Consider the following 735-nt stretch of genomic DNA (forward strand, 5'->3'; position numbering starts at 1 on the left):
GAGAAGCGCTTGTCGCTGACATCAAACGGGCAGATTCGCTATCGACTGAAGACACCCTATCGGGATGGGACGACGCATGTGGTCTTTGATCCCCTGGATTTCATTGCCAAGTTGGCGGCGCTGATACCCAAACCCAGAGTGAATCTGAGCCGGTTTCATGGGGTATTCGCCTCAAACAGCAAGTACCGTGCGCTGATCACCCCATCGAGGCGTGGCAAGGGCAAAAAATGTGATTCTGCCAACGAACGGCTTGACCAAAGCCCGGCGGAGCGTCGGGCGTCCATGACCTGGGCCCAGCGCTTGAAGCGTGTCTTCAATATAGACATTAACACCTGCCGGGAATGTGGCGGTTCAGTCAGAGTCATTGCATGTATTGAAGACCCGGTGGTGATCAACAAGATACTGGACCATCTCAATGAGAAGGGAGGCGCTTCGGCGGCAGTGATACTTCCAGAAGGACGGGCGCCACCCTCAAGTTTGTTCTGCTGAGACCCATTCCGTCCGGCATTTCCACGACAGTTTTGAAACATGCTGTGCTCAATTTTTTTTCCAATGGGAGCACGGTAAGGGTGAGGTTTGCCAACAGACCGGGAATGAGGTGTGAAAGCTCGGAAACTGGGGGGAATTCAATCGAGAAGAGCGGAATTCAGCCCTGGTTTGAGGCTATCAGGTAATGAAGCGAGGGATAGAACCGAGGGATAGAACGACAGCAGTCTGCGCGGGTTCTCTGGAAAA

General features: G+C 53.5%; 1 protein-coding gene. It reads left to right on the forward strand.

Annotated features, from left to right (window positions below; genetic code table 11):
* A partial coding sequence (locus JIF53_RS01810; protein ID WP_023012176.1) for an IS91 family transposase occupies positions 1-489 on the forward strand: 489 nt, incomplete at its 5' end.
* Positions 490-735 lie beyond the last annotated feature (246 nt).

The organism is Marinobacter sp. bablab_jr008, assembly GCF_016464145.1.
Lineage (GTDB): Bacteria > Pseudomonadota > Gammaproteobacteria > Pseudomonadales > Oleiphilaceae > Marinobacter > Marinobacter nauticus.